This is a genomic window from Chitinophaga costaii, from assembly GCF_900094705.1.
GTDB classification, from domain to species: domain Bacteria; phylum Bacteroidota; class Bacteroidia; order Chitinophagales; family Chitinophagaceae; genus Chitinophaga; species Chitinophaga costaii.
The window spans coordinates 215249-235073 of sequence record NZ_FMAR01000004.1 but is presented as its reverse complement, the minus strand read 5'-3'; the positions used below and the strand labels follow the sequence as shown (position 1 = coordinate 235073).

23 protein-coding genes and 1 tRNA gene are annotated in these 19825 nt (G+C 48.1%); 12 read left to right on the top strand and 12 right to left on the bottom strand.

Annotation, left to right across the window (positions count from 1 at the left end; genetic code table 11):
* Nucleotides 1-119: 119 nt before the first annotated feature.
* A complete protein-coding gene (locus GA0116948_RS07970; protein ID WP_089710865.1) occupies nt 120-1022 on the bottom strand; it encodes a helix-turn-helix domain-containing protein in 903 nt (300 codons plus the stop codon).
* Between the two features lie 132 nt (nt 1023-1154).
* The gene (locus GA0116948_RS07965) at nt 1155-2135 is read right to left on the bottom strand and encodes an aldo/keto reductase (protein WP_089710864.1); all 981 of its coding nucleotides are present in this window, start codon (nt 2133-2135) and stop codon (nt 1155-1157) included.
* 240 nt (nt 2136-2375) lie between these two features.
* On the opposite strand from GA0116948_RS07965, the gene GA0116948_RS07960 reads away from it, so the two are divergent.
* Together GA0116948_RS07960 and GA0116948_RS21230 are read left to right on the top strand one after the other, a co-directional pair.
* Nucleotides 2376-2708, top strand: a complete 333-nt coding sequence (locus GA0116948_RS07960) for an RNA polymerase sigma factor (RefSeq protein ID WP_089710862.1) — start codon at nt 2376-2378, stop codon at nt 2706-2708.
* 30 nt (nt 2709-2738) lie between these two features.
* Nucleotides 2739-2951 carry a sigma factor-like helix-turn-helix DNA-binding protein gene (locus GA0116948_RS21230; protein WP_394363573.1) on the top strand — a complete coding sequence of 71 codons (213 nt, stop codon included), beginning with the start codon at nt 2739-2741 and terminating at the stop codon, nt 2949-2951.
* A gap of 120 nt (nt 2952-3071) precedes the next feature.
* On the opposite strand, the gene GA0116948_RS07955 is transcribed toward GA0116948_RS21230, so the two are convergent.
* Both GA0116948_RS07955 and GA0116948_RS07950 read right to left on the bottom strand, forming a co-directional pair.
* Entirely contained in the window at nt 3072-3302 is a 231-nt protein-coding gene (locus GA0116948_RS07955) for a hypothetical protein (protein WP_089710860.1), read from the bottom strand.
* A gap of 235 nt (nt 3303-3537) precedes the next feature.
* A tRNA-Pro gene (locus GA0116948_RS07950) sits at nt 3538-3611 on the bottom strand.
* 436 nt (nt 3612-4047) lie between these two features.
* Between GA0116948_RS07950 and GA0116948_RS07945 the strand changes: the two genes are divergently transcribed.
* The 7 genes from GA0116948_RS07945 to GA0116948_RS07915 are packed head-to-tail and all read left to right on the top strand — an operon-like array spanning nt 4048 to nt 10432.
* On the top strand, nt 4048-5169 hold the full coding sequence (locus GA0116948_RS07945; protein ID WP_089711156.1) for a redoxin domain-containing protein: 1122 nt from the start codon (nt 4048-4050) through the stop codon (nt 5167-5169).
* Nucleotides 5170-5172: 3 nt separating this feature from the next.
* A complete protein-coding gene (locus GA0116948_RS07940) occupies nt 5173-5574 on the top strand; it encodes a PTS sugar transporter subunit IIA (protein ID WP_170876075.1) in 402 nt (133 codons plus the stop codon).
* Nucleotides 5571-6041 (top strand): PTS sugar transporter subunit IIB, encoded by a 471-nt coding sequence (locus tag GA0116948_RS07935; protein WP_089710855.1) that lies wholly within the window; start codon nt 5571-5573, stop codon nt 6039-6041. Before GA0116948_RS07940 ends, GA0116948_RS07935 begins: the two co-directional genes overlap by 4 nt.
* Before the next feature lie 47 nt (nt 6042-6088).
* Nucleotides 6089-7675, top strand: coding sequence for a PTS system mannose/fructose/sorbose family transporter subunit IID (locus tag GA0116948_RS07930; RefSeq protein ID WP_123891724.1), 1587 nt, complete (start codon nt 6089-6091; stop codon nt 7673-7675).
* Between the two features lie 18 nt (nt 7676-7693).
* On the top strand, nt 7694-9409 hold the full coding sequence (gene ptsP, locus GA0116948_RS07925; protein ID WP_089710851.1) for a phosphoenolpyruvate--protein phosphotransferase: 1716 nt from the start codon (nt 7694-7696) through the stop codon (nt 9407-9409).
* Nucleotides 9406-9672, top strand: coding sequence for an HPr family phosphocarrier protein (locus tag GA0116948_RS07920; RefSeq protein ID WP_089710849.1), 267 nt, complete (start codon nt 9406-9408; stop codon nt 9670-9672). Before ptsP ends, GA0116948_RS07920 begins: the two co-directional genes overlap by 4 nt.
* 7 nt (nt 9673-9679) lie before the next feature.
* Nucleotides 9680-10432, top strand: a complete 753-nt coding sequence (locus tag GA0116948_RS07915) for a 6-phosphogluconolactonase (protein WP_089710847.1) — start codon at nt 9680-9682, stop codon at nt 10430-10432.
* Nucleotides 10433-10491: 59 nt separating this feature from the next.
* Here GA0116948_RS07915 and GA0116948_RS07910 read toward each other — a convergent pair whose 3' ends face one another.
* The 8 genes from GA0116948_RS07910 to kduI all read right to left on the bottom strand — a co-directional run bounded on the left by GA0116948_RS07910 (nt 10492) and on the right by kduI (nt 15416).
* Nucleotides 10492-10911: an alginate lyase family protein gene (locus GA0116948_RS07910; RefSeq protein ID WP_394363572.1), complete on the bottom strand. Its 420-nt coding sequence runs from the start codon at nt 10909-10911 to the stop codon at nt 10492-10494.
* Nucleotides 10908-11726: a DUF4350 domain-containing protein gene (locus GA0116948_RS21580; protein WP_240619156.1), complete on the bottom strand. Its 819-nt coding sequence runs from the start codon at nt 11724-11726 to the stop codon at nt 10908-10910. Before GA0116948_RS21580 ends, GA0116948_RS07910 begins: the two co-directional genes overlap by 4 nt.
* A 122-nt stretch (nt 11727-11848) precedes the next feature.
* Entirely contained in the window at nt 11849-12880 is a 1032-nt protein-coding gene (locus GA0116948_RS07905) for a LacI family DNA-binding transcriptional regulator (RefSeq protein ID WP_089710843.1), read from the bottom strand.
* 102 nt (nt 12881-12982) lie between these two features.
* Complete coding sequence (locus tag GA0116948_RS21435; RefSeq protein ID WP_205686070.1) at nt 12983-13213, bottom strand: hypothetical protein; 231 nt, start codon at nt 13211-13213, stop codon at nt 12983-12985.
* Nucleotides 13192-13380, bottom strand: coding sequence for a hypothetical protein (locus GA0116948_RS21430; protein ID WP_205686071.1), 189 nt, complete (start codon nt 13378-13380; stop codon nt 13192-13194). The genes GA0116948_RS21435 and GA0116948_RS21430 overlap by 22 nt, the downstream gene beginning before the upstream one ends.
* Nucleotides 13377-13739, bottom strand: a complete 363-nt coding sequence (locus tag GA0116948_RS21425; protein WP_211434878.1) for an MFS transporter — start codon at nt 13737-13739, stop codon at nt 13377-13379. Before GA0116948_RS21425 ends, GA0116948_RS21430 begins: the two co-directional genes overlap by 4 nt.
* Before the next feature lie 11 nt (nt 13740-13750).
* The gene (locus GA0116948_RS07895) at nt 13751-14566 is read right to left on the bottom strand and encodes an SDR family oxidoreductase (protein ID WP_240619157.1); all 816 of its coding nucleotides are present in this window, start codon (nt 14564-14566) and stop codon (nt 13751-13753) included.
* Nucleotides 14567-14585: 19 nt separating this feature from the next.
* A complete protein-coding gene (gene kduI, locus GA0116948_RS07890) occupies nt 14586-15416 on the bottom strand; it encodes a 5-dehydro-4-deoxy-D-glucuronate isomerase (protein WP_089710839.1) in 831 nt (276 codons plus the stop codon).
* Nucleotides 15417-15677: 261 nt separating this feature from the next.
* Here kduI and GA0116948_RS07885 point away from each other — a divergent pair, with 261 nt between their 5' ends.
* The 3 genes from GA0116948_RS07885 (at nt 15678) to GA0116948_RS07875 (ending at nt 19724) form a co-directional block, all read left to right on the top strand.
* The gene (locus GA0116948_RS07885) at nt 15678-16310 is read left to right on the top strand and encodes a YhcH/YjgK/YiaL family protein (RefSeq protein ID WP_165798369.1); all 633 of its coding nucleotides are present in this window, start codon (nt 15678-15680) and stop codon (nt 16308-16310) included.
* 61 nt (nt 16311-16371) lie between these two features.
* Entirely contained in the window at nt 16372-16644 is a 273-nt protein-coding gene (locus GA0116948_RS07880) for a cupin domain-containing protein (RefSeq protein WP_240619158.1), read from the top strand.
* 203 nt (nt 16645-16847) lie between these two features.
* Nucleotides 16848-19724 (top strand): triple tyrosine motif-containing protein, encoded by a 2877-nt coding sequence (locus GA0116948_RS07875; RefSeq protein ID WP_089710836.1) that lies wholly within the window; start codon nt 16848-16850, stop codon nt 19722-19724.
* The last annotated feature ends 101 nt before the right edge of the window (nt 19725-19825 follow it).

Below are 19825 nucleotides of genomic sequence, written 5' to 3'. Positions count from 1 at the left end.
GTTGCCGGGTTGAATATCTGTCAGAAGACCGGCTGCTGGCGTTTGCAGGGGTCGCCTTACTATTGCCACCAGCACCATTAGTGGCAAGTGGCTTTTAGCAATTTGCTTGCTGATGTCTTTTAGTTAAACGACTGTCTGAATTCTAAAGGCGAAACGCTAGTTTTTGTCCCGAAAAGTTTGCTGAACGATTGTGAATGTTCAAAGCCCAATTCATAAGCAATTTCAGAAACAGAAAGGTTAGTCGTTGATAATTTTTCTTTGGCTTTTTCTATGATTGCGTTCTGAATGTATTGTTGTGTGTTTAGCCCTGTTAATGATCGCAACATATCGCTTAAATAGCGTTGTGATATTTTTAATGCTGAACTAATATTTTTAACAGATGGCAATTTGTTTTCTTCCTCAAAATAATGATATAACAACTTGTCCAACGAAGTAATAATGTCGTGATTGACGGCTTTTCTTGTTATAAATTGTCTGTCGTAAAAACGATTACTGTAATTCAATAATAATTCTAACTGCGAAACCAATACGTCGTGGCTGAACTTGTCAATATTAGTATTTAGTTCACTTGCTATCACAGCGAATAAATTAGCTATAATTTCCTTTTCTTTAGCCGATAAAAACAAGGCCTCGGAAACATCGTAAGCGAAAAATCCGTATTGATTGATTGTATTTCCTAATGGATAATTGCGTATAAAGTCCGAATGAAAATACAAAGCAATACCTTCATAGCTTTCTATATCTTCTGGTGGAAAAACAATTTGTCTAGGTTTCACAAATGCTAATCCGCCTTCTTCAAAATCGTAATATCCTTGTCCGTATTTTATGTGTCCTACGAATGTAGGCTTAAAAGAAATTTTATAAAAATCGAAACTTGTTTTTTGCCCTTTTGGAAATATTTCGGGTGAGACATTATTGTAATCAACCAATGTAATCAATGGGTGCAATGGCGCAGGAAGCCCCAATGCCCGCATAAGTTGCGATATACTTTTAATATGATTTATGTTAGATTTTCGTTGCATATTTCCTTGTTACAAATGTAATCAATTGTTTTGACGGACATATTGCTTCACTGGTGTGAAAATTTTTGTATGCAAGCCCATTGCTCGGCTTGCATACAAAAAATTTTAGGGTTGCCCACACTTCGTGTTGCTTTATGATCTATCTATTTGTTTTTCTAAAACTTCGGGATAGCGCTCCCCCACCAGTGTGATTCCATCCACTGTTGTATTGATCTTTGCAAGTTCATCAGCTGTTAATACAATATTTGTACTGCCAATATTTTCATCTAAAGGATGCAATTTTGTAGTCCCTGGAATGGGTACTATCCAAGACTTTTGAGCTAAGATCCAAGCCAATGCTAATTGTCCGGTTGAAACATTTTTCTGGTTAGCAATTTCAGAAAGTGCATCCACTAAAACCAGATTGGCTTTTATGTTTTCTTCACTGAAACGAGGAATAACATTTCTGCGGTCAGCATCCGCTAATTTTGAATGTATTGTACCTGTCAGGAAGCCTTTGCCCAAAGGACTGAATGGAACGAAACCAATTCCTAACTCTTCTAATGTTGGCATGATTTCACGTTCAGGTTCCCGCCAAAACAAAGAGTATTCGCTTTGTAAAGCTGTTACAGGTTGAATCGAATGCGCCATGCGAATAGTTTTTGCACCTGCTTCCGATAAACCGAAATATAGAACTTTACCCTCTTGTATTAAGTCTTTTACTGTTCCGGCAACATCTTCTATTGGAACATTCGGATCTACTCTGTGCTGATATAGCAGATCAATGTAATCCGTTTTTAATCTTTTTAAAGATGCTTCGACTACTGCCCTGATAGTTTCGGGCCTGCTATCTAAACCTGTTGTTGGTCTGGCATCTTTACAACCAAATTTTGTTGCTATAATAACCTCTTTTCTATATGGCTGTAATCCTTCTCCAACAATCTCTTCATTGGTGTAAGGTCCGTAAGCTTCTGCAGTATCAAAAAATGTGATTCCCCTTTCCACTGCGTTGCGCAGTAGTGTTATGGCATCTTTTTTATCAAGACCTTTTCCATCCAAAAAGTTTAAACCCATACAACCAAATCCCAATGCAGAAACTTCCAATCCGCTATTTCCTAATTTTCTTTTTTGCATAATTTTATTTTAATTGTTTTTTAAAAACCGACTTAAATATCAAGCACAAAATTCTTGATTGTCAGTTTCTAAAAAGTAGTTGAATTGGTAATTATTGTAGTCAAATTGTATAGGGTGGTAGTCCGTTTTGTCTTGACCCATTTACCTACATGAGTATGGCAGATTGCATTGGTCGGAACCGGAGCGAGTACAGCCTTTTACTAAAATAGATTAAGTTTACAGTGACTTACGCACCAAACGTTGGAAAATAGTAACACGCACCATGACCGGGATCTACTTTTACGCATTGCCAATGGCGATGAAAAGGCATTCGCGCAGTTTGTAGCTTTGTACGCAGACAGGCTTTACACCTTTATATTTAGGATTACCAACAACCTGGGGGAATCGGAAGAGTTAGTGCAGGATATTTTCATTCAGCTCTGGCAGACCCGCGAAACGCTGCCTGCCGTACAAAACCCCGGGGCATTTTTATATGTCCTTTCAAAAAACAGGGCCAGCAATGCCCTCAAACGCCTCATCAATGAGCGTAACAAACAAGCCCGCTGGCAAATACAGGATTTACGGTCGACTTAGGGGGATACCGACGCCGACAAATGGAATTTACTGGATAAAGACATAGATGAGCTCCATGCCCAACGGAAGAAAATCTGGCAAAGGAGCCGTATAAACCACATGACGTATGCGGAAATAGCCGCTACGCTTGGCATTGGCAAAGATGCGGTCAATAAATCCCTGCAGGCGGCCAGTAAGAATATTGCCAACTATATCATTAAGCACCAGGATATACTATCGGTGCTTCTTTTCCTCTTTTTTTAAAATTTTTTCCCGGCAACTACCTTTGCCGTAGTTGGAGTTGTCATTATATTATAAGCGACCTGCATAAAATTTTATTTCTTCATAATAGTTTTCTAACTGGATATATAATTTTGCAGGTATCTAATTTTGATCGAACATATAAAAACCAGCATCATAGCCAAGTTCTTGAGCTTTCTTAGTAGGTTCGCCTTCAAAGCTTGGCCATTTAACATCTATAAATATGTCATGATAGATTTGATAACCATCAAAGCCCACCCTGGCTTCTGGCCATAATAAACCATTATTTCCAGCAACGTACCCATCGCTATAATTACCAACATCCCCTGACTGACCCAAAAGTGTGTATCCCATCCTATTAGTAGTTATAAAATTCCGATTTCCATGATATTTCCGGCCACTGCACTTCCAGCGACAGATCTAAAAGCCGCCACAAACTGATTTTGGAGGCGCTCATATTAACGTTTACTGCCTTTTGCCATTCTTGCCTTTGGCATCCTCATCCCTTATATATGGAGCTAAAAAATGCCCGTAAACCAACTGTTTACGAGCATTCAGGAAGTGATAAAACCACCTCAGAAGGTATTTGTCGGGACGACTAGATTCGAACTAGCGACCTCTTGCACCCCATGCAAGCGCGCTACCGGGCTGCGCTACGTCCCGAATCTGGTAACTAATTATTACCGAGCGGGACGCAAAACTAATGAAATAATTTAGCTTCCAAAATTTTTCTGCCACTAAACAAGCCCTGGCAGCCACAGCCATATTATATCTCCATAAGCAGCCACAACATTAAGCCTAATAAGCTCCCTAACGCCTCCTATCCAATGCCCAGGCAACATGCAGGTACTACCCAACATAAATCAAGGGCTTACCCTAAATCCAGGTATACCCCAGGATGAAGTATTTCAAAGCCGGAACATCTCCAGGATAGGCTCCCCACTCCCCACCCTGTAGTGGCAAAAAAGCCCCTTTCAGCCTGCTTGTAGTGGTAATGTAGTGCCTCAAAACTAGGATTTCCCCTTGATACTCCGCAAATTTGAGCATCATCTGTAGGGAAGGCCCAGCCACCCTACAACCGTCCAAAATCCTTCGCACGATGAAAATACTTTGGTCAATCCTATGCTGCGCTTTCCTGTGCGGCACCGCCGCCACCCTACCGGGAGAGGGGCATCCTACGCTCGCCATCGGCAGCACGGCCCCAGACTTTAACCTGCCGGATGTAAGCGGCAAAACCTACTCCCTGGCCTCCTTTAAAAGCGCCAAGGTGCTGGTCATAGTTTTTACCTGCAACCACTGCCCTACCGCCCAGGCCTATGAAGACCGCCTTATCCAGCTGACTAACGACTATAAAAACAAAGGTGTAGCCGTAGTTGCCATCAATCCTAACGACGACAAGGCCCTTCGGCTGGACGAACTGGATTTCTCTGACCTGGGCGACTCCTTTGAAGACATGAAAGTGCGGGCCCGCGAAAAAGCGTTCAATTTCCCCTATCTCTACGATGGTGCTACCCAGGCAGTGGCCAAATTATATGGTCCAGTAGCCACGCCCCATGTTTTCATTTTCGATGCTGCCCGTAAGCTGGTATATAATGGCCGTTTCGATGACACCGAATCGCCCTTTAAAACCCCGGTAAATAATGATACCCGCAATGCTATTAACGCCCTGCTCAGTGGCCAGGAAGTGCCGGTGAAAACCACCAAGATTTTCGGCTGCTCGGTAAAGTGGGCAGAAAAACGCGACGACGTAGCCAAGGCCCGGGAAGCCTGGGCCAAAGAACCCGTAACGGTAGACAGCATAGACGTAAAAGGCATCCAGGAGCTGGTAAAAAATAATGGGGACAAACTGCGCCTCATCAATGTATGGGCCACCTGGTGCGGACCTTGCACCAAGGAATTCCCCGACTTCATCGACATGTTCCGTATGTACCGCGACCGCGATTTTGAATTCATCAGCATTAGCGCAGACAATGCCGCCAAAAGTCCACAGGTATTGAAGTTCCTGCAAAAGCAACAGGCTTCCTGCAAAAACTATCAATTTACCGTCGACGATAAATATAAACTCATTGAAGCCATCGATACCAGCTGGCAGGGCGCACTGCCCTATACCCTGCTGGTGGAACCCGGTGGTAAGATCGTGTATAAACAACAAGGCCCGGTAGACCCCTACCTGCTGAAAAAAACTATTGTCAACAATCACCTGATCGGCAAATACCCATAAGTGTTGGAAAGAAAATTTATCATCGCCACCCACGGCCACTTTGCCACGGGGGTGAAATCATCGCTGGACATTATCATTGGAGAAACCAGTAACATCACATTGATCACGGCTTATACAGATGGCAACGAAGGCATCACAAAAGAACTGGATGCAGCTTTACAAGGGTTGGCAGCCAACGAAGAGCTGATCATTTTTACGGATCTGCTGGGCGGCAGCATTACCAACCAAGTATTGCAACAGGCTTTGCGCGAACGGGTTCATATTGTGGCGGGCTTTAACCTCGCCCTGCTCCTTGAAATAATGATGGCAGACACAGATACGCCTACCGCCACCATCATTGGCGAAGCTATAACCCATGCGCGTGAGCAACTGGTGTATGTGAATAATTTAATACCGGAAAGATGATCAAGTTATTAAGAATAGACGACCGGCTGGTACACGGACAAGTAGCCATGGCCTGGACACCCGCGCTGGGCGTAGATTGCCTGGTGGTGGCCAATGATAAGGTAGCGAAAGATGAATTTATTAAGATGACCCTGGGCATAGCCCGGCCGCCATCTGCCCGCCTGCTGGTGAAGTCCGTGGCAGATGCCATTACCTTCCTGCAAGACGAGCGTAGTAAACCGCTGAAAGTGCTGGTGCTGGTGAATGCCGTGCAGGACGCACATACCCTGGCTAATGCCCTGCCAGAAATCACTTCGATCAATTTTGGCGGTATCCGTACCCGCGAGGGCGCCAGGCTGGTTTCTAAAGCAGTGGCGCTTACCGAGGGCGATATTACCCTTTCACGGGAGCTGCTCGCCAAGGGCCTGGAATTGGAAGTACGGCAGGTTCCCACCGACAAAAAAACTGCATTGGAAACACTCATATAACGTAAACGACTATACGTAGTATTATATCCACCAAAATAATTTGCATTTTGCTAACAACTTTTATCCTCCTGACGCTCGTTGCCATGTTTGGGCATGCAGAAGATTTTCTCGGCACCTCCCTGCTGAGCCGTCCGCTGGTGCTGGGCCCCCTGGTAGGGCTGGTGCTGGGCGATGTAAGCCAGGGCATCATTATCGGCGGCACGTTGGAGCTTATTTTTATGGGCAATATCAAGGTGGGGGCCGCCATTCCGCCAGACGTGATCACGGGTGGCGTACTGGGAACTGCCTTTGCCATCATGAGCGGCAAAGGACCTGCCATTGCACTGGCACTGGCCGTACCCATTTCCATCCTGGCAGAAATGATACTCAGCGGGCTGTTTGTAGTCCGGCCCATGTTTAATAAAAAGTTCATGCGCTATGCCGAAGCGGGGAATTATAAAAAAGTGCAGCAACTGCATGTGGCATCAGGCCTATTAAAACCTTTGCTCATGGGCCTTATCACGCTGCTCTCATTGCAACTGGGTGCAGACGCCATGAAAACGCTGCTGGACAAAATACCGGCCTGGGTGAATACCGGCCTGCAAGTTGCGGGCAATATGTTGCCGGCGCTGGGCTTTGCCCTGCTCATGAACCTGATGTTTAATAAAAAGGTAGCTCCCTACTTTTTCCTCGGTTTCATGCTGGCTGCTTATTTAAAACTACCTGTCATCGCAATTGGCGGCTTTGGCGTTATAATTGCTCTTGTGATCACCGGCATTACCCACCAGCCAGCCCCCGTTACAGATGAGGATGAATTCGGGGCACCGGAAGAAAGTCACGAACCCGCTACCCCGGCCAGTTTGCCCGATAAGGTAATTCGCAGCCTTTTCTTTCGCTCCATGGCCCTGGAAGCCAATTTTAATTTTGAGACCTGGCAAAATACCGGCTTCGCATTTTCCATTATCCCCGTTCTGAAACGGCTGTACAAAAGCAAAGACGATATGGCCCGGGCGCTGAAAAGACACCTCACGTTTTTCAATACCAGTCCATACGGGTCTACGCTCATCATCGGCATTACCGCCGCCATGGAGGAGCAAAACAGCCAGTCGCCCGAGTTCGACGAAGCATCTATCAATGCCGTGAAACTTGGGCTGATGGGGCCTTTGGCCGGCGTGTTCGACTCGCTGTTCTGGGGTACTTTTAAAGTCATTGCCGCAGGCGTGGGTACTTCTCTGGCACTCAAGGGCAGCATTTTAGGACCTATCCTCTTCCTGTTGATTTTTAATGTACCCCACTTGTTACTGCGCTATAACCTCACCTTTACCGGTTATAAAGCAGGCAATAAGTTCCTGCAAAACCTGGCTAAGAGTCATGTCATGGACCGCCTCACCAATGGTGCCGCCATCCTGGGATTGATGGTGGTAGGTGCTATGCCGGCAACGCTTATAAATATTAGCACACCGCTGGTCATTGGCAACGCAGATGCCGGCGTGCCGGTGCAGAGTATTCTGAACCAGGTGGCTCCGGCCCTCTTACCCCTGGCACTTACCTTTGCCGTTTTTTACGGTTTGAAGAAAAATATTAAAACTACTTATTTACTCTTAGGCTTACTGGTACTGGGTTTTGTGGGCAGTATGCTGCACGTGTTTGCCTAAGGGTTGAAACGATAAAACATGAAAGGAATTGGCGTATCACCGGGCATTGCTATTGGCAAGGCCCGGGTATTGAGAAAGCAGGAGGCGGCTGTTACCGGCATTTTGCTGAAGACCGATGCAGAAACGCAGGAGGCCATCCACCAGTTCGACCAGGCGGTAAAAGACGCCATGGCGGAGGTGGAAGGCCTTAAAAATATGCCCCACAAAACTTTGCTGCAGGCAGAACTGGACCTGCTCGACACGCAGCTCGAGTTGCTCAGCGATCCGCAGATCAGGAGCGATGTGGTGGAGAAGATCACACGGGAACGCCTCAACGCCCACGATGCCATTCTCTTGGTGATCCGCGACGTTGTACAAATGTTCCGCTCTTTGAAAGATGAATATATGAATGCCCGCTCCGCAGATATGGAAGACATTGGACAGCGGTTACTGGCCCAGCTCCGGCAGGGTACACACAAAGCCCCGCTTGCATTTGCGCCCAATACTATTTTGATTGCGGAAGACATAGCCCCCTCCGATACCATTGCCATAGATACGCGCCACGTCATTGGATTTGCCACCCAAACCGGCGGGCAAACCTCCCACGCCGCTATCATTGCCAAGACGCGGGGACTGCCCGCCGTGGTAGGTTGCGGACAGGCTCTGGAACAGGTAAAGGATAACGACATTGTAATTGTAGATGGGGCTAAGGGACAAGTGTTATGCAATCCCGACACCACCACCATCAGCGATTATATCCTGCAGCGGGAAGCACAGGTGCAACAACAACAGCAGTTGCTTTCCCTCAAAGACCTGCCCTGCCGCACCCTGGATGGCACGGATATTACCCTGCTGGGCAATATCTCCGGAGCCGCTGATCTGGAGGGGGTATTTGACCACTTCGGCATGGGTGCCGGATTGCTGCGCACAGAAATGCTGTTCATGGGCCGCAACAATTTCCCCACCGAAGAAGAACAATTTCAATTTTATAAAGCCGCCGCCCTGCAAGCCATGGGAAAGCCGGTCACCATACGCACCATTGATATTGGGGGCGATAAGCAACTGCCCTACTATGCGTTGCCGGTGGAGCAAAATCCTTTCCTGGGCTATCGCGCCATCCGCCTGTGTTTGGGGGAATGGAAGGATATCTTCCGCACCCAGTTAAGGGCCATTTTACGGGCCAGCGCATTCGGACAGCTGAAGGTAATGTTTCCCATGATCGCTAACCTGCAGGAACTGCGCGACGCCAAATCCATTCTGGAAGCGGAAAAGCAGGCATTGAAAATGGAAGGCATTCCTTACAATGCCCATATGGCCGCAGGCATCATGATAGAAGTACCCTCCGCCGCCGTAATGGCCGATATGCTGGCGAAGGAGTGCGATTTTTTCAGCATTGGCACCAACGACCTATGTCAGTACACACTGGCGGCAGACCGTATGAATGAAAAGGTGGCCTACCTGTACGATCCCTACAACCCGGGTGTGCTGCGGCTTATCGCCAACGTGATTGCGCAGGGGCGACGCCATCACATCCCGGTGAGCCTGTGCGGAGAACTGGCCGCCGATCCCACTGCCACACTCCTGTTGCTGGGCATGGGCTTGCGACAATTTTCCATGAGCGCCGCCAGCATCCCGGCCATCAAACATATTATCCTGCAACGCAGTGTGGAGGAAGCCGAAAATATTTACGAGCAGGTGATGCAAATGGGTACTACCCAGGATATCACCCAATATTTACAAGCCGTTACACCATGATTTCAAAAGACTATGTGATTTATTCTGCAGCGGGCATTCACGCCAGACCCGCCACGGCATTGATTAAGCTGGCAAAGACCTACCAATCGGTAATTAGCTTAAAGAAGGGCGATAAAACGGTACGGCTCAATAGTATGCTCAATATACTGGCCATGGCTACCCAAGCAGGCGACACGCTCACCGTGCTGGTGGAAGGGCCGGATGAAACGGAGGCCGCCGCCGCCATCGACACTTTTTTTACGGAACAATTAAAAAATTTATAAGTAAGGCATGAAAATAACGATAGAGAAAGATGAACGCGCATTCGACGTAACCGCTGCCTGGCGCATCATTGCGCAGATGCTGGAAAAACCTGCGGCAGTTATTGGCCTGTCTACCGGACAAACCACCATCAACATGCACGCTATCGTGTCGGAGATCCATCAGCAATATCCGTTTGATGTATCGAACATCACGTTATTCAACGTAGACGAGCTCACCAACCTGCCCCGTAGCTATAGCGGCAGTTGTTATACCATGATATGGAATCAGCTGGCGGGTCCGTTGGGCCTTCCTCCAGAAAACTTTATCATGCCGCCCACTATGTCCGATGATTTTGAAAGAGAAGCGCGTGACTTTGAAGCGGCCTTGTCGGCCCGGGGAGGTGCAGACCTGCAAATGCTGGGCATTGGCGCCAATGGGCATATTGGCATTAACCAACCTGGCACCCCCTTCGAAAGTCAGACCTGGGTATCGCCCATGGACCCCGATTTTGAAGCAAGGGTGCGCCGCGAAACACAGGTGCCGCCCTCCACTGTACTGGGCGGACTTACCCGGGGCATTAAAGAAATCATGCACACCCGCAAGCTCATACTGATTGCCAAAGGCGCTCATAAGGCAGACATCATTGAACAGGCCATCTTAGGCCCTGTAACCACCGACATTCCTGCATCGGTTGTGCAACTGCACCCAAACTGTGAAATATTATTAGATGCCGCGGCGGCATCAAAAATTGCCAGCCGTGTGCAGCATTTACTTAGGTGATAAAGCGGAGTGGTAGCCTCTTTACTCACCCGGCGCAAGTGTAACAGCTTGCGCCTTTTTTATGTGTGTACATTCCTGCGTACCTTATTCAGCACCTGTATGAAGGCTATACCACGATGGATCTCCGGTTGCAGGGTGAGAATTACTTTATGCAGGGAGGGCTGGAAATATTCGGCCAGGGTAAGCATATAAAGGCCGGCTTGCGGGTTAAAATCTGCTCCAATTTTATAAGCGCTTTCCTTAATGGCCGCACGTTGTCGATCGAAGGGTACTTTGGAGTGCACGTATTCCGCATGTTGTAGTTCGCCGGTAATAAAGGGTACCGTCCATTCCACGCAATGGGCAATGGAGGCTTTGTTAGTCCCTACATAATGATAATAATCTTTACCCGTGGCCCGCTGGATAATCACCGCCAGTTTGATTAAGGGCTCCAGGTTGTACAACTGGTAGTGCAAAGCATCTCGCTCCGCAAAGCCTATCCCCGACCCATCCGGCAGCAGGTTGTTTTGTATTTGATCTTCCCTGGAATTTGCGCCAGCAGCCAGCGCGCCAGGTCTGCGGCGGCCTTGTCGTTCTGGTAGGCGGCAGGCAATCGGCCATTCACATATTCATTATAAAGCCAGGGATCGCCTACGGCAAATACTTTGCCTTTGCCATACTTTATGGTGGCTGCTATCACGGCACCATTCTTCGCCTTCAATGATGGCCGGGCAGGGCCTTTCAGGCTAATGCTGGCCACATCTTTGAGAAATATTTTTTGAGCAGTGGTAAAAATCGGATCGTTTTGCGGGTAGATAGCGCCATCTTCAAAATGCGCATCGTCCACCACATGGTTTTGCAGGTCGTCATTGAAGTGCAGGCCAAATACCGCCGCCAGGTGGTTAAGATGAGGCAATTCTGCATTAGCGCTGTCATTGGCCATCAACACCAGTATGCCGCCGGCCTTCACCCATTTTTGGATGGCAGCGATCTGATGGCTTTCAATAAGGTTGGGATGGGCGGTTTCCTTTTGAGTATCCGGGTCTGCAATGATGTACACATTGGCCTTCAGGGTAGCGGCGCTGGGAGCCACTTCCAGGGTTTGCAGGGTGGCGCCCTGCTGGCGGAAGATCTGTCCCCAGATAGAAAAACCGGTATTGGTAGTGTCTTCCCAACGATAATGGAAAGGTACTTTTTCACCGCCTCCCGGGGGCGTGCGCAGCTCATGGTTAAAGTAAGCATCCACCATCACCGTTTGCGCACTGGCGGTAGCCGCATACAAGCTGGCAATAAGCAGGTACAATATCTTTTTCAAACAACTATTTTTTAAGCGGATGAACGTGGCGCGTTTGTTCAAAAATAGGGCTATTACAGGATGGCTGGATAATTTTTTACAAAATCGTTTTCGGGTAAGTTGTAGACCAATGCGGCAAACAATCAATTCCGCCGCGAAGAATTTCTTTCAAATAAACTAGTAGGCAGCACCCTTGTTTCAAATTGCGTAACAGGATATTTGCTTTTAATGAGGCTGATGAGCAGCTCCATCGCTTGCTTACCTATTTCAAAAGCGGGTTGCACCACGCAACTCAGGGAGGGGTTCAGTACCTCGCCCAACAGGGTGTTCGTAAACCCCAGCAAAGCAACTTGCTGCGGAATGGCTATATTTTTTTTATGGAGTAGGGAAAGTACTGAAGTGGTAATACGGTCCGATGCCGTGAAAATAGCGTCTGGCCGCTGTTCCATGGCCAGCAGGGCATCCACCGCCTGTTCTATCTCCGGAAAATCTTTGCCGCCATGCATGCAGTAATGGATATACGATTCATTCAGTGGCAGACCATAATCGGTGATGGCTTGTTTATAACCGTTCAGGCGGCCGCCGGTAATAGACAACTGCGCAGGGCTGGTAATATGGGCAATACGCTGGTAGCCTGCTTGCAGCAAGTGCATGGTGGCTTCGTAAGCGCCTTTATAATTATCGACTGTTACTTTATGGGTGTTGATCTCGTCTGATACGCGATCGAAGAAAACGATAGGCAGGCCTTTTTTGTGCAGGCTTTTCAGGTGTTCTACATCCCTGGTTTCGGCGCTGAGGGAAATGAGCAAACCGTCTATGGAGCGATGGGTCAGGTGATTTACATTTTTTAATTCCAGGTCGAACAGCTCGTGGGTCTGGGTAATGAAAATATTGTATCCTTCCTCATAAGCAACGGATTCTATCCCATTGATCACCTGTGAATAAAACTGGTTATCGATAGAGGATACTACAATCCCAATAGACTTGCTATGACCTTTCTTAAGGCTTTGGGCAATTGGGTTTGGACGGTAATTATGCTCCTCCGCATATGCAGACACCAGCTTCTTGGTTTTTTCGCTGATCTCGTAACTATCCCGCAAGGCTTTGGAAACAGTAGATACAGAAAGTTTTAGCTCCCTGGCTATATCCCTGATGGTAATGGCGTCAAGATTCATATGCGCTCGCGGCAACAGTTTTTACGAAAGAATTTCATAACATGTTCTTGGAGTAAAGTACAACAAATTATTTAATTCCAGGGCGCAGGAGCGCGTGGTCATTCATTCGTGCAGCACTACCGGGCGAAATCGTGGCACCAATGGCTTCATGATGCACCAAGGCACCAGGTAAGCGAAGGCGCAAACGCAGAACAACACCAGGTAAGCGGTAGGTGGAGTGGCGTGGTAATGCTGGTTTAGCCGGCCAGCTAATTGCTGAAACAGCACGCCGCCAATGCTTCCCTCCATACTGCCAATGCCGGTTACCAAGCCTACGGCCTTTTTAGGGAACATGTCGGACACGGTATGGCTGTCATACGCGCCCGGTACACTTCCCATCCTTTGTTGAAGAACAACATGGGTACACTGCCGCCAAACACACTGACCGTGATGGCCACCCCATACACAATGAAGGTGGGCAACATCACTTCATGGCCGGTCATGCCAAATTGTTTTTTCAAGTAGTCTGGCAGCCAGAAAAGCAGGAACCACCCAATGCCATCTGTTCAAACAAAGACCAACAGATGAGCGACAAGGCCAACCCAAGTTTAGTGCCGATACGGTTTATCACCCAACCCGCCAGAATGGTCATACCTGCATAAAAAGCAGTGAACGAGGAAGTGATATCGGCAAATGCAATGTTGGTCCACCCGAAGCCTCCTTGGGCTACAGGCGTACAAAAATATTCCTTCAGGTAGGAAATCACCTGCCGGTCCATGTAATTAATGGTCGTGGAGAAAAGCAACAGGATAACAATTACCCAGCGGTATCCCTTCTTTTCATTTTTCATAACGTAGGGGAGCTGTAAAACAATGGACAAAAGCGGGTGGATTATACGCCGCCGAAAATGGAGAAGCCGCCGTCTACACAAATCATCGCCCCGGTAACGAAGGCCGACGCATCACTGAGCAGCCACACCAGGGCGCCAATCAGTTCATCAGGATGACCGAAGCGTTTGAAGGGTGTTTGCCGGATTGCCAACTCGCCACGGGGAGTATATCCACCTTCCGGTTTGGTGAGCAGACTGCGGTTTTGTTCCGTGAGAAAAAAGCCCGGTGCAATGGCGTTCATCCGGATGGCATCGCCATAACGGTTGGCCAGTTCCACGGCAAACCACTGGTTGTAACAATCCAATGCGGCTTTCCCCATATTATAGCCCAGCACCTTGGTGATGGCCCGTTTAGAATTCATGGAGGAAATATTCACGATACTGCCGGAACCTGTTTGGGAAATGGCTTCCCCAAAAACCTGTGTGGGCAGCACGGAACCCCATATGTTGATGTCCATGGCTTTTTTCATGCCTTCCAGGTTCATGCTAAACACGTCTTGCTCCGGCTGTAATACTCCTTCAGGAATGTTGCCACCCGCACCGTTTACCAGCCCGTCTATACGGCCAAAAGCAGCGAGTACCTTTTCTTTGGCGGCTTTTAACTCGCCCTCGTTCAATACATCGGCTACCAGCCCAATGGCTTTGCCACCAGCTTTATTAATAGCTGCTGCGCGTTCTTCCGCTACAGCGGCATTGCGGCCCAGGATACCTACGGCGCCGCCGGCTTCTACAACACCTTTTACGAAGGATCCACCAAGAATACCGGTGCCACCGGTTACGATTACTACTTTGTTGGCTAAGGAGAAATTATTGCTCACGATTCCGTTTTTGAGAAAGTTAAAACATATCAGCGATACGAATAGCATCCATATCCGTATAATCCAGGTTTTCACCCGCCATGCCCCAGATGAAACTATAACTGGCTGTAGCGCTGCCGGTATGAATGCTCCATGGCGGCGATACAATGGCTTCATAGTTCTGCAACAACACATGGCGGGTTTCGTGGCCTTCGCCCATGTAGTGAAATATTTTGTCTTCCGCCGGCAGGTCAAAGTAAAAATAAGCTTCCATGCGGCGGTCGTGAACATGCGCGGGCATGGTGTTCCAGATGCTGCCGTTATGCAGGATGGTAAGGCCCATCACTAGCTGGCAGCTTTGAATGCCATCGAGGTGAATGTATTTATGAATGGTGCGCAGATTCGCATGGGTGCTGTTGCCCGTATGCACCTTTGCAGCAGCTGCATAGGTAAGCAAGGTAGTAGGATAAGTGGTGTGGGCAGGTGCGGAAAGCAGGAAAAACACAGCAGGAAGGCCTACGTCTTTGCTGCGGAAAGTAACGTGCTTCGCGCCTTTTCCCACGTACAAACAATCAAGTTTCTGCATATAATATGAGGCCCCATCTACCGTCACCTGGCCTTCACCACCTACGTTGATGATGCCTATTTCGCGGCGCTCCAGGAAATATTCCGACCGCAGGTTGGGATAATTTTTAAGGGTAAGCGTTTGCTGTACAGGATGAACACCCCCTACTATCATCCGGTCGTAATGGGTATAAACACTCACCAGTTGGTCGGGCTGAATTAATTTATCTAGCAGGAAACGTTCTCTGATCGTTGCAGTATCATAATGCTTAAAATCAGTTGGATGCACTCCGTGAAGAACTCTCAATTGAAAATGTTTTAAAGTTTCAGTAACGTGAATAATACCGCAATGCTACAATTATGAGCGTTATTTTAAAAAGATTTGAAGGTTAATTTCTACGCAAACGTTGTAGATAAGGTATGAAAATAATCTATAATCCGGGGGGTAAAACCAATGTGCTACAACGTTTTCGTAATTTTAGGGGTGGTATGCCGGGTGATCTAAAGGAAAAAGAATTTAATATTGAACGGGGCACTGCCCTATTATTCACACAAGACCATGTGTACGATGTCCATGCGTATTCCACCTTATGCCCGTACTTTTTCCCTGCTGCTGGTTGCCTTACTAGCAGGCCTTTTATCAGTTGCACAAACTACTTCCGCCAGTGAAAAAGCCGCCCGCCAGTGGGTAAGCTACCGTGGCTGGCAGCCCGGCTACGTCCTCCCGGTGTACGACTCCGTAAACGCCCGGGAATTTTTTCAGCAATACCATGCCCACAAAGCGGCATGGGACAAAGCCCTTGCTTTCCTAGCCGATCCTAATACCGTAACATTGGATCCCGGCAAATATCCTATTGCCGGCGATACCGTGTACGCCTCTATTACTGAAGGCCCGTCCAAAACATTGGAGCAGGCCGGTTGGGAATCGCATCGCAAATATATAGACCTGCAATATGTGCTACGGGGCAAAGAACAGATCAGCGTAGTACCAATTGAAAAGGCCACCGTAGTGCACCCTTACGAAGCCACCAGAGACGGCGCCAGCTATACCGCCACTGGCACGGATTACATTGCCGCTCCCGGCACCTTCTACCTGTTTTTTCCCCACGATGTACATCGCCCCAACGTACAAGTGAACGGTTACGATATTGTAAAAAAACTGGTGATTAAGATTAGGTATTTTGCAGCTAGCACATTGTAGCAGTATTGCAGACCCTACCAGGTATCCGTTACAATAAACGATCAACTAACAATAGATGAAGATGGCAGAAAGTACTATTTTTCAAGAATCGGAGCATACTCCCTGGCAGGAACTTGGCGGAGGTCTTTCCCGGCAGGTATTGGGTTATAACGGTCAGCTTATGCTGGTGAAAGTACGTTTTGAAAAAGGCGGCATCGGTGCATTACATCATCATCCGCATACGCAGGTGACCTATGTGGCCAATGGCCGCTTCGAGGCCACTATTGGAGATTTGAAGCAAACCGTAACCACCGGCGACGGCTTTTATGTACCGCCAAATGTATGCATGGTGTAGTATGTCTGGAAGCCGGTATGCTGATCGATTCTTTTCATCCCGCCCGGGAAGATCTTTTATAGTGTTATGTTTTAGTATAACCATCCTATGATCCATCATTCCCATAAATAAAAAAATGATGCGCTCCCGTTAGTACAAACAAGTGGCAACCTTTTTATTTCCCCCATTTTATGAGTATTTTAACCGCCTAACCACGACGGTACATGAAGGAACGCCTCCTCCTGCTGCTTACTCTACTACTGCCACTTTGGGCCTACGCCCAGAACGCTATTGGCGTGCCTGGCATTACTCATTACACGCCCTTACAATTTGCCGCCGATCCACAGATATGGGACATCAGCCAGGATGCACAAGGTATCCTCTATTTTGCCAACGATGATGGACTGCTTACCTTCAACGGAAGCTATTGGAAACAATATCCACTGCCCAACAAATCCACCGTAAAAGCCCTGGCTATCGATGCCGCTGGCAGGATATACACCGGCGGACAGGACGAACTAGGTTATTTTTACCCCGATGAAAACGGCTCCCTGCGTTTTCATTCGCTTAAGCAATTCATTCCCTCTAACGAACGTCAGTTTGCAGATATTTGGGATGTGGCCACCATACGCGACGAAGTATATTTCCGTACCAACGAATCTATTTTCCAGTTAAAAGATACCACCATCAAAGCCTTCGATGCGCCCCACCAGTGGCAGCTACTCACCATAGCCGGTGGTAAAATATTTGCCGCAGACCAGGAACAAGGTTTGCTGGTATTCCATGGCGGGCAGTGGAAGCCTGCCTGTAAACCCTTACCCGGTCTACGTCTTACAGGCATCACTACCTACCGCCACGACACCTTGCTGGTATCCACCCTGCAACACGGGCTCTTTTTACTGCACGACAGTACTTTGAAAGCCTTTCCATCGCAGGTTGCCAACATCCTTCACCTGGACCGGCTAGACGCTACTCATTTCGCTATTGGCACGCTGGAAGACGGCTGTTATGTAATAGACGATAAAGGCCAATTGGTGCAGCAGTTCTCCCGCAAGGAAGGCCTGCAAAACAATAGCATCCAACATATCTTCCAGGATCGCGACCTCCACCTCTGGCTGGGATTGAAAAGTGGCATCGACTTCGTTACTTACCACTCGGCCGTAAAACATATTTATCCCGACCGCGACAATCAACTTACTACCTATACCGCCCGGGTGTTAGATAACAATTTATACATTGGCACATCCAATGGGCTGTTTGCTACCGCGCTGCATGCGGTGGATACAGACCTGAGCACGGAGAAAGGTGTATTTACCGAAATAGCGCATACAAAAGGTAAAGCCTGGGGACTGACCGAAATAGACCATCAATTGCTACTGGCGCATAGTGAAGGGGTTTTCCAGGTGAAGGGCAATACCGCTACTCCCCTGCTATCGCGGCCCGGTAGCTGGACCGTGGCAGCCATTCCTGCCAGTCACGACCTGGTGGTGGGTACCTACACCGGCCTGCACCTGCTACAGTATGCAGCCCCACACCTCAAAGACGGTGGGTCTGTAGATGGATTATACGAATCGCTGCATTACCTGGCACCGGAGGATAATACCATTTGGGCCTCCCATCCCTATCGCGGCGTATTTAAACTGGACCTGGCACCAGACCATCAAACCATTGTACAAAACCGCCTCTTCACCCAAAACGATGGACTACCCGCTACCCGTAACAATTACGTATACACGCTGCATGGCCGCATGGTCGTTGCTACAGAAAAAGGAGTGTATACTTACAATCCAGCCACCCACCGCTTTGCGCCCGACAAACAATACGACGCTTATTTTCACAACGTACCCCTGCAATATGTAACCCAAGATAGCAGCGGCAATATTTGGTTTGTAAGCGCTGCAGAAGTGGGCGTAGTGGATGTACACAAACCATCTAATGGCAAACCGTTTTCTATCGTGTATTTCCCGGAAATGAGCGGGCAGATGCCCAATGACAATGCCTTCATTTACCCATACAACCGGGAAAATATTTTTATCGGCTCCAATGCCGGCATGTTTCACCTGAACTACAATGACTACCTTGCTGAAACCCAGCCGGTATCGGCACTTGTAAGTGCGGTAAGGGCTACTGCGGCTGGCCGCGACAGCCTGGTGTTTGGTGGCTACGCCGTACATGAACCGGCGGCCAACCTGGAAGATGCCCGCCACGGACCCGGCTTTCCAAACAAATGGAATAGCTTTCACTTCGAATACAGCAGCACCCAATTCAACAAGCATATCCAGTACAGCTACCAGTTACAAGGCTTCGACAACAATTGGTCCGGCTGGTCGTCCAAAACAGAAAAGGATTATACCAACCTACCTTATGGCGCCTATACCTTCCGGGTGCGCGCCCGTAATAACCTGGGCAACGTGTCTGCCCCAGCGGCTTTTCCTTTCGTGATAAGGCCCGCCTGGTACCAGACCATCACGGCATTTATTATTTACGGATGCCTGCTGGCTACCCTTATTTATTACTTGCTGAACTGGCAGGAAAGCCGCTTAACCCGCCAGCAGCAGCAGCGTCAGGAAGAACAGGAGCGCCAGCTTTACCTGCAGCAACTGGAACTGGACAGGAATGAAAAAGAAATTATTTCCCTGCAAAAAAACCAACTGGCCGCGCAGGTGGATTTTAAAAATAAGGAACTGGCCACAGTAACCATGCTGCTTGTAGAACGCCGCACCCTGTTATCTAAAATCCGGGATGAACTGAACAAATTATTAAAAACCTTGCAGCCCAACATATCTACCGAGTTTAAGGCCCTGCTCCGCATGCTGGATAATGCTGAAAAAGGGGAAGACGACTGGCAACAATTTGCGATTCATTTTGATGAAGTGCACAGTAACTTTCTCTCCACGTTAAAGAAAAAATACCCGGTGCTAAGCCCCACAGACCTGAAACTTTGCGCCTACCTGCGCATTAACTTAAGTTCAAAGGAAATTGCACAACTGCTAAATATCTCCGCCAAGAGCGTGGAGGTGAGCCGATACCGCCTGCGCAAAAAACTGGAACTGCCCACGGAGGTTAATTTGTTTGATTTTCTTTTGCAGGTAACGGATTAAGAGCAGTAGCACTCCCTTTCCTTCGTTTGCCCTCTGCACCAAATTGAATAGAGGGCCAATGAATGGTTTACGGGAAACAAATCAAATATTTTTCAGGTGCC